At 72.5% G+C, this 7,392-nt stretch carries 5 protein-coding genes and 1 pseudogene; 2 read left to right on the forward strand and 4 right to left on the reverse strand.

Annotated features, from left to right (window positions below; all coding sequences use genetic code 11):
* Window positions 1–19: 19 nt before the first annotated feature.
* Entirely contained in the window at window positions 20–1,237 is a 1,218-nt protein-coding gene (locus tag ACWEQL_RS39325) for a hypothetical protein (protein WP_452155898.1), read from the reverse strand.
* Window positions 1,238–1,392: 155 nt separating this feature from the next.
* Complete coding sequence (locus ACWEQL_RS39330; RefSeq protein ID WP_452155900.1) at window positions 1,393–2,286, reverse strand: LysR family transcriptional regulator; 894 nt, start codon at window positions 2,284–2,286, stop codon at window positions 1,393–1,395.
* A gap of 122 nt (window positions 2,287–2,408) precedes the next feature.
* On the opposite strand from ACWEQL_RS39330, the gene ACWEQL_RS39335 reads away from it, so the two are divergent.
* The gene (locus tag ACWEQL_RS39335) at window positions 2,409–2,816 is read left to right on the forward strand and encodes a VOC family protein (RefSeq protein ID WP_452155906.1); all 408 of its coding nucleotides are present in this window, start codon (window positions 2,409–2,411) and stop codon (window positions 2,814–2,816) included.
* Between the two features lie 147 nt (window positions 2,817–2,963).
* Here ACWEQL_RS39335 and ACWEQL_RS39340 read toward each other — a convergent pair whose 3' ends face one another.
* Together ACWEQL_RS39340 and thiC are read right to left on the reverse strand one after the other, a co-directional pair.
* Window positions 2,964–4,157, reverse strand: a complete 1,194-nt coding sequence (locus ACWEQL_RS39340) for a hypothetical protein (RefSeq protein ID WP_452155902.1) — start codon at window positions 4,155–4,157, stop codon at window positions 2,964–2,966.
* A 500-nt stretch (window positions 4,158–4,657) separates the two neighbouring features.
* Window positions 4,658–6,490 carry a phosphomethylpyrimidine synthase ThiC gene (gene thiC, locus ACWEQL_RS39345; RefSeq protein ID WP_452155904.1) on the reverse strand — a complete coding sequence of 611 codons (1,833 nt, stop codon included), beginning with the start codon at window positions 6,488–6,490 and terminating at the stop codon, window positions 4,658–4,660.
* A 351-nt stretch (window positions 6,491–6,841) separates the two neighbouring features.
* On the opposite strand from thiC, the pseudogene ACWEQL_RS39350 reads away from it, so the two are divergent.
* Window positions 6,842–7,392, forward strand: a pseudogene (locus ACWEQL_RS39350) (hypothetical protein); the annotation flags it as partial.

Raw genomic sequence — 7,392 nt, forward strand, 5'->3', positions numbered from 1 at the left:
CAGCCGCGGCCCGACGGGCTCAGCCGCGGCGCGCGCGCCTCGCCAGGGTGATCGCGGCCGCGCCGACCGCCAGCAGACCGGCGCCCAGGGCGGTCGGCAGGCCGACGTCCGGGGCACCGGTGTCGGCGAGCTCGACATCACCGGTGGCCGCCGCCGGGGCCACCGTGGGCGTCGCCGTGACGGCCGCCGCCGGGACGACCGCCGGAGCCGTGGTGGTGGGCGCCGGGGCCGTCGCGGTCGGTGCCGGGACGTTCGGGTCCACGCACGCGGGGGCGCCCGCGACCGCCGTCGAGACGACCTTCCGCTCGATCCAGAAGAGCGACTCGTCGGGGCCGGCGAAGGCCCCGAAGCCGAGCGTGGCGTCGGCCGAGGTCTTGAAGTTCGCGCCCAGCGTGATCCGTGCGTTGAGCACCCGGTCGTCCACCGGGCCGGTGCCGTACTTCGCCAGGTCGATGTCCCGCTCGTCCCAGCCGCGGGCCGCCAGGCCCACCCCGTGCCAGCTGCCGTCCTTGGGGTCCTGGAGCTCCAGCCGGACATCGCAGGCGGCCGGGCCGTCCATCGAGCCGTGCCCCTGACCGGCCCAGAGGAAGAAGAGCGCCCGGCCGAGGTGCCAGTCGAACTTGTTCGCGGTCCTGATGGACACCGTGAACGGGTGCGCCCTGCCGTCGGCCGGGATCGCCTCGGGCAGACCGCTGATCGTCGTGGTGAGGCCGGTGGTCGTGACCGACGCGTCGGCCCGCGCCGTCCAGTTCTTGGCCTGGCCGTCCTTGTCGAGCGTCGGCGCCAGGAAGGCCTGCAGCCCGACGTTGAAGATCGGCCCCACGTGCGTGGACTGCAGCAGCTTGAACCGGAGCTTGTAGGTGTGCGACGAGTGCGGCTTCAGCTCCACCGCGGCGCCGGTCAGGTCGGTGGCCACACCCTGGTACCCCTCAGGACTGGCCCCGAGGTACTGGGCCACGAGCTTCACCGGCTGCCAGGTGCCGGACGCGCCGTCCGCGTACTCCGCGGCGACCTGGTCCAGTCCGAGCATCTGGCTGCCGAAGTAGAGCAGGACGTGCTGCTCGGTGACCGGCGCGTCCGCGTCGTTCCTGACCGTCACCGTGCCCTCGGACCAGCTGCCACCGGCCTCGACCGAGGTGAACCCGCCGAGCCGGATAGTGGGCTCGGCGCCGCTCCCGGCCGCCTGCGCGGGCAGGGTGAGTGCCAGCGGCGAAGCCACCAGCGCCGCGGCCAGCATTGCATGACGAAGTCTCACATCAGCCCCCAAAGAGATGAATTGCCGCGAACTCCGAGCGGCAGCACGTGGATTCCCCCCATCGTGCGGGCGCAGACTATCCGATCGCCGGCGCCCGGACGGCCCGCACCCCGCCTCACCGCCCGGGCCGCGTCCGGTTAGGAAGCGTCCGGGTAGGTGGCGTCGGTCGCGGCGCGGACGAAGGCTCGGATGAGTTCGGTGGTGCCGGACTCGCGCCAGACCAGGCCGCGCTCGATCGGCGCCGCGTCCTCGATCGGGACGTAGGCGACGTCCGGGCGCGGGTAGTAGCGCCGGGAGTGCTCGCCGACCGGGAGCACGCCCCGGCCCAGGGCCACCAGGGTGAGCATCTCGGAGAAGGTGCTGCCCGTCGGCCCCTCGGGGACCGGGCGTCCGGACGGGGTACGGTCGGGGGTGCGGTCCCGTTTGAAGGCGGCCGAGGTGACCGCGGGGTACTGCACCACCGGGTGGTCGGCCAGCACCTCCAGCGAGACCGACCCCGCCCCGGCCAGCGGGTGCCCGGCGGCCACCGCCAGGACCCGGCGCTCGGTCATCAGCACCGGGCCGTTGGCCATGCCGTCGAACGGGAAGGCGGCGAGGAGCAGGTCGATCGAGCCGTCCTCCAGGCTCGGACGGGAGGTGGACAGCTGCACCTCGCGGACCTCGACCCGGCAGCCGGGGTGCCGCTCGGTGAACAGCCGTACCGCCCCGAGCAGTACGGTCGCCGTCCACTCGCCCAGGAACGCCACCCTCAGCTCACCGGTCACCCCGCGGCCGGCGTCCACCGCGCGGCGCAGCGACTCCTCGATCCCGCCCACCAGCGGCGCCAGCTCGTCCGCCAGCCGCCGGCCGATCGCGGTGGGGGCGACGGTCCGGCTGGTACGGTCGAACAGGCGGGCGCCGATCCGGCGCTCCAGCTTCCCGATCACCTGGCTGACCCGCCCGGTGGTGACGCCCAGCCGCTCGGCGGTCCGGCCGAAGTGCAGCTCCTCGGCGAGCGTCAGGAACGCCTCGATCTCGTACCGCTCCCACATGCGCGCACCCCCGATCGTTAAGTGTGGGTCAACGATCGTAGTGCAGGTCCGCGTTGATGATGATCGCCGGACAGCGGATCGTGGAAGGCGTCAGCAGGACCCTCACCACCCGGGAGCCCACCATGGCCGCCGTCCGCGTCAAGGCCTTCGACCACCTCGTGCTCAACGTCGAGGACGTCGAGCGTTCGCTGGAGTTCTACCTCGGCCTGCTCGGCCTGGAGCCGGTCCGGGTCGAGGAGTGGCGTGCGGGCGAGGTCTCGTTCCCCTCGGTCCGGGTCAACGTGCACACCATCATCGACCTGTTCGCCCGCCCCCGGAACGCGTCCAACGTCGACCACATCTGTCTCGCCGTCGAGCCCCTGGACTGGCAGGAGGTCGTCGACTCCGGCGTCTTCACCGTCCTCGACGGCCCCGGCCCCCGCTTCGGCGCCCGCGGCACCGGCACCTCCCTCTACGTCCAGGACCCCGACGGCAACACCGTCGAACTCCGCTGGTACCCCGAGGACGTCCAGGACGCCACCGGCTCCTGACCCGCACCGGCCGGACCGGTGCGCAGGACGGGGCGCCGCCCCGGAACGGCTCCGGGGCGGCGCCTCACGTGCGGACCGGCCGGCCGACGTGGAGACGGACCCGGCCGCCCCGGGTGGCGGACCCTCGGCCCCGGCCCGCCACGGCGCTCAGGCCCGGGCGCGCGTGTTCGTGCCGTTCAGACAGAGCGCGATGTTACGGACCGCGGCGGTGAGCTCCTCGATCACCCGTGCGGCCTGCTCCGCGTTGTGGAAGGCCGGAGCGCCACCGGCCAGAGGGGCGAGGGCTCCCGTGAGCCCCAGCACCGCGTCGAGGCCCTCGGGCGGGGCGGGGGGCTGTGCGGGGGGCTGTGCGGCGACGGCGGGAGGCTCCGGCTGCGCCGGGTAGCCGACGGGCACCTGGTCGGCGGCGGGGGGCTGGTGAACGGCGGGGGGCTGGTGGACGGGGGCGGGCGGGGGTTCCGGCGGCGCGGCGGCGGCCGACGGGGGATTCGCCTCGGACATCGCGTACTGCCCTTGTGTCGTCGAGGAGAAACCGTTCGCCACCGGAAGCTCCTGGGCCGGCTTCCCGCGCTCCGGCGCGTGCCTCGTCCGCGGCAGCGAGAGGTTCCCCTCCACCGGGAACATCAGGTCGGGAGCGGGCCGGGCCGCGTGTGCGGCGTACCCGGCCTTCCACTGCATACGGTAGTAGTCGACCTGGTCGGCGCAGGCACTGCGGGCGTGGAAGACCGCGCTGCCGTACCCCAGTTCGGGGTACCAGAGGTTCGGGCCGGGGAAGCGCACCGTCCGCACCCGGGGCTTGATGAACTCCGCACAGCCCATGCAGCAGTCGGGCGGGACGATGAGGGCGACACCGCCGCTGCGCTCCGGCCGCCGGGGGCCGCCGTCCCAGCGGTACTCCCCGTTGCGGCAGGGCGGCAGTTCACCGCAGGTGCGGCAGATGGCGTAGTGCTCCGGGAGGACCGGCCAGTCGTGGCTGGCCGGCGCGCACCAGTGCTTCGGCGTGGAGCGGGGGAAGTTGTCGTTCCGCAGGACCAGGACCACGGGCCGCTTGTAGAAGTCGGCCCGCTCGGGGGTCAACGTGGTCGCCTGACCGTTCGCGCCGTAGAGGTTCTCGGAGTGCCTCCACAGCTCAACGTGGTCACGCCAGGCCTTCCGGTAGGACTCGGGCCACTCACGCTCGGGGTACTCGCGGACCTCCAGGAGCTGCCAGGGCTGCCGGTCCAGGACGACGGTCTGCCCCACTTCCAGACTGGCGGAGGAAAGACTGTCGTCACCGTGCTCGGACAGGTCCGTCGAACCGATACGACCGGGCTGATCGGGGAGCCGCTCACGAACATGCATGCCCATACTCCTCGACGTCGAGACAACTATGGCCATCACTTGGATAGTTCCTGACATTCTGAAGCTTTTCGGGCGATACACGACTCTGACACGCGCACGAACCGGCCGCGCACGCCATACAGCCCAACGCCCGCCGTTGACCCGGCCACTGGCCTCAGGCCCGGGAAATGCCCGAAGTCGGCGCCGGGGAAGCGCCGTTCGGGGACGAGTCAGTCGCCGGGGCAAAGGGCCCGGTCCGAACCCGCCCACCCCACCCTCGGCAACTGTCTGAGGTCCCGGACTGCTTGACCCCTCCGCCCGCCCTCACCGCGCCCGACCACGGCCCAGCGCAAGCCAGTTGATCGTTCTGATCACCCATCGGAAAATCACCCTCCGATATATAAGACCAACAGCACCTTTGAATATGGCAGCGTCCGACCAGGACCGAGCCGGAAAACGCCGGACGCCGCTCCCGGAGGTCAGCCTCCGTGAGCGGCGTCCGGTACAGCCGCGTGCGTGCGTCAGTCCGCCAGCGGCAGGTACACCCGGTTGCCCTGGGCGGCGAACTCGGCGGACTTCTCGGCCATGCCGGCGAGGGCGTCGGAGTCGAAGGCCGTGGCCACCGCCGTCGAACCGTCGCCGTGCTCGTCGCGGATCTTCTGGGAGATCTTCATCGAGCAGAACTTCGGGCCGCACATCGAGCAGAAGTGCGCCGTCTTGGCGGGCTCGGCGGGGAGGGTCTCGTCATGGAAGTCGCGGGCCGTCTCCGGGTCGAGGGCCAGGTTGAACTGGTCCTCCCAGCGGAACTCGAAGCGGGCGTCGGAGAGGGCGTCGTCCCAGGCCTGGGCGCCGGGGTGGCCCTTGGCCAGGTCGGCGGCGTGGGCGGCGATCTTGTAGGTGATCACGCCGGTCTTGACGTCGTCCCGGTTGGGCAGGCCCAGGTGCTCCTTGGGCGTGACGTAGCAGAGCATCGCCGTGCCCCACCAGGCGATCATCGCGGCGCCGATGCCCGAGGTGATGTGGTCGTAGCCGGGGGCGACGTCCGTGGTCAGCGGGCCGAGGGTGTAGAACGGCGCCTCGTCGCAGATCTCCTTCTGGAGATCCATGTTCTCCTTGATCTTGTTCATCGGGACGTGGCCCGGACCCTCGATCATCACCTGGACGTCCCGCTCGCGCGCGATCCGGCCCAGCTCGCCGAGGGTCTGCAGCTCGGCGAACTGCGCCTCGTCGTTGGCGTCCGCGATGGAGCCCGGCCGCAGGCCGTCACCCAGCGAGAAGGTGACGTCGTAGGAGGCGAGGATGTCGCAGAGCTCCTCGAAGTTGGTGTAGAGGAAGTTCTCCTCGTGGTGCGCCAGGCACCAGGCCGCCATGATCGAGCCGCCGCGCGAGACGATGCCGGTCTTGCGACGGGCCGTCATCGGCACGTACCGCAGCAGCACGCCGGCGTGCACGGTCATGTAGTCGACGCCCTGCTCGCACTGCTCGATGATGGTGTCGCGGTAGACGTCCCAGCTCAGCTCCTCGGCCTTGCCGTCGACCTTCTCCAGCGCCTGGTAGAGCGGCACGGTGCCGATCGGCACGGGGGAGTTGCGCAGGATCCACTCGCGGGTGGTGTGGATGTTGCGGCCGGTGGAGAGGTCCATGACCGTGTCGGCGCCCCAGCGGGTCGCCCAGGTCATCTTCTCCACCTCCTCCTCGATGGACGAGGTGACGGCCGAGTTGCCGATGTTGGCGTTGATCTTCACCAGGAAGTTGGTGCCGATGATGGCCGGCTCGACCTCGGGGTGGTTGACGTTCACCGGGATGACCGCGCGGCCGCGCGCCACCTCGTCGCGCACGTACTCGGCCTCCAGGCCCTCGCGCAGCGCCACGAACTCCATCTCCGGCGTCACGATGCCGCGCTTGGCGTACGCGAGCTGGGTGACCGCCGTGCCGTCGCGGCCGCGCAGCGGGCGGCGCGGACGGCCGGGGAAGACCGCGTCGAGGTTGCGGAGGTTCCCGCCGCGGGGCGAGGTGTGCTTGATCCCGTCGTCCTCGGGGCGGGCCTCGCGGCCGTCGTACTCCTCGACGTCGCCGCGTTGGCGGATCCACGCGTCGCGCAGGGCGGGCAGGCCGCGCCGCACGTCGGGCTCGTAGGCGGGGTCGGTGTACGGGCCGGAGGTGTCGTACAGCGGGACGGTCCGGCCGTTGGTCAGCAGGACCTCTCGGTACGGGGCGCGCAGGTCGGGGCGGGAGCCCTCGCGGTAGGCCTTGCGCCAGGCGGGGGTCGGGTAGCCGGTGGAGGCGCTGCTCACGGAGGTCCGCCCGTCGTCCGTGGTCCGGGCAGACGTCGGCTGTGCGTCAAACGTGGTCATCAGACCTTCTTCTCCCTACGCCGGCATTACCCGGTCAGGTTCCTGCGGTCGACGCAGCGGTGGGTACGTACACCGACGTACCGTTCAGCGCCCTCTCAGCCCGGTGCTCCGAGCTCCCGTGTCCGCAGGCGGTGTTGCCTGCGCATGACGTCCAACACCGTAGCGAGCCGATCGCCGCAGGTCCAGAGGGTGTCCACGACGGCGCTCGCGCAGTGTCACCGGGCCGGACCGGCAGGAGGGCGAACAGGCCCGGCCGGACGCGATACTGCTGGGCGAGGTGCCGCTGGCCGGCCGCTCACGCAAGCCCGACCGCCGGGCCGGCGCCGAACACCGCTCCCGGGAGCCCGCCCGATGACACCGACCACCCCGACCGACCCCGCCACCGCGGTCTGCCCGGTGACCGCGCCCGCCGCCTCCCGCGCCGCCCGCCGCCGGGACCGCCGGGTCTACCTGCGCGGCCACCCGGTGCTGTTCGCGCTGCTCTGCGCCACCCGCCGCCGCCCGGTGCTGCGGCTGGGCCGAACGGTGCTGGTGCACGACCCGGACGCCTACCGCGAGGTGCTCACCCGGGTCCCGCTGGACCGCACCGCGCCCGGCACCACCGGTGGCGCCGCCGCCGGACTCACCGACGGCGGGCTGCTGTTCGACCAGGACGGCGGCGAGCACCGGGCCGCCCGCCGGGCCCTGGCCGGGGAGCTCAACGCGAGCGGACTGGAGCGGCTGCGGCCGCTGTGGCAGGCCGTGCTCGCCGAACGGGTCCCCGCCCTCGCCCACGGCGATCTCGAACTGGTCTCCCTCGCCCGGGAGTTGGCCGGGGTCACCACCGCCGCGCTGACCGGCTGCCCGGCCGGCCCGCACGAGCTGGCCCGCGCCGCCGCCGAGGCAGCCGCGGCCGCCGCCCG

The organism is Kitasatospora sp. NPDC004240, from assembly GCF_053603215.1.

Excerpts from the sequence above, each read along its gene's own strand:
- ACWEQL_RS39335 (WP_452155906.1), top strand. The coding sequence starts at position 2,409 with ATGGCCGCCGTCCGCGTCAAGGCCTTCGACCACCTCGTGCTCAACGTC.
- ACWEQL_RS39330 (WP_452155900.1), bottom strand. The coding sequence starts at position 2,286 with ATGTGGGAGCGGTACGAGATCGAGGCGTTCCTGACGCTCGCCGAGGAG.
- ACWEQL_RS39340 (WP_452155902.1), bottom strand. The coding sequence starts at position 4,157 with ATGCATGTTCGTGAGCGGCTCCCCGATCAGCCCGGTCGTATCGGTTCG.
- ACWEQL_RS39325 (WP_452155898.1), bottom strand. The coding sequence starts at position 1,237 with ATGCTGGCCGCGGCGCTGGTGGCTTCGCCGCTGGCACTCACCCTGCCC.
- thiC (WP_452155904.1), bottom strand. The coding sequence starts at position 6,490 with ATGACCACGTTTGACGCACAGCCGACGTCTGCCCGGACCACGGACGAC.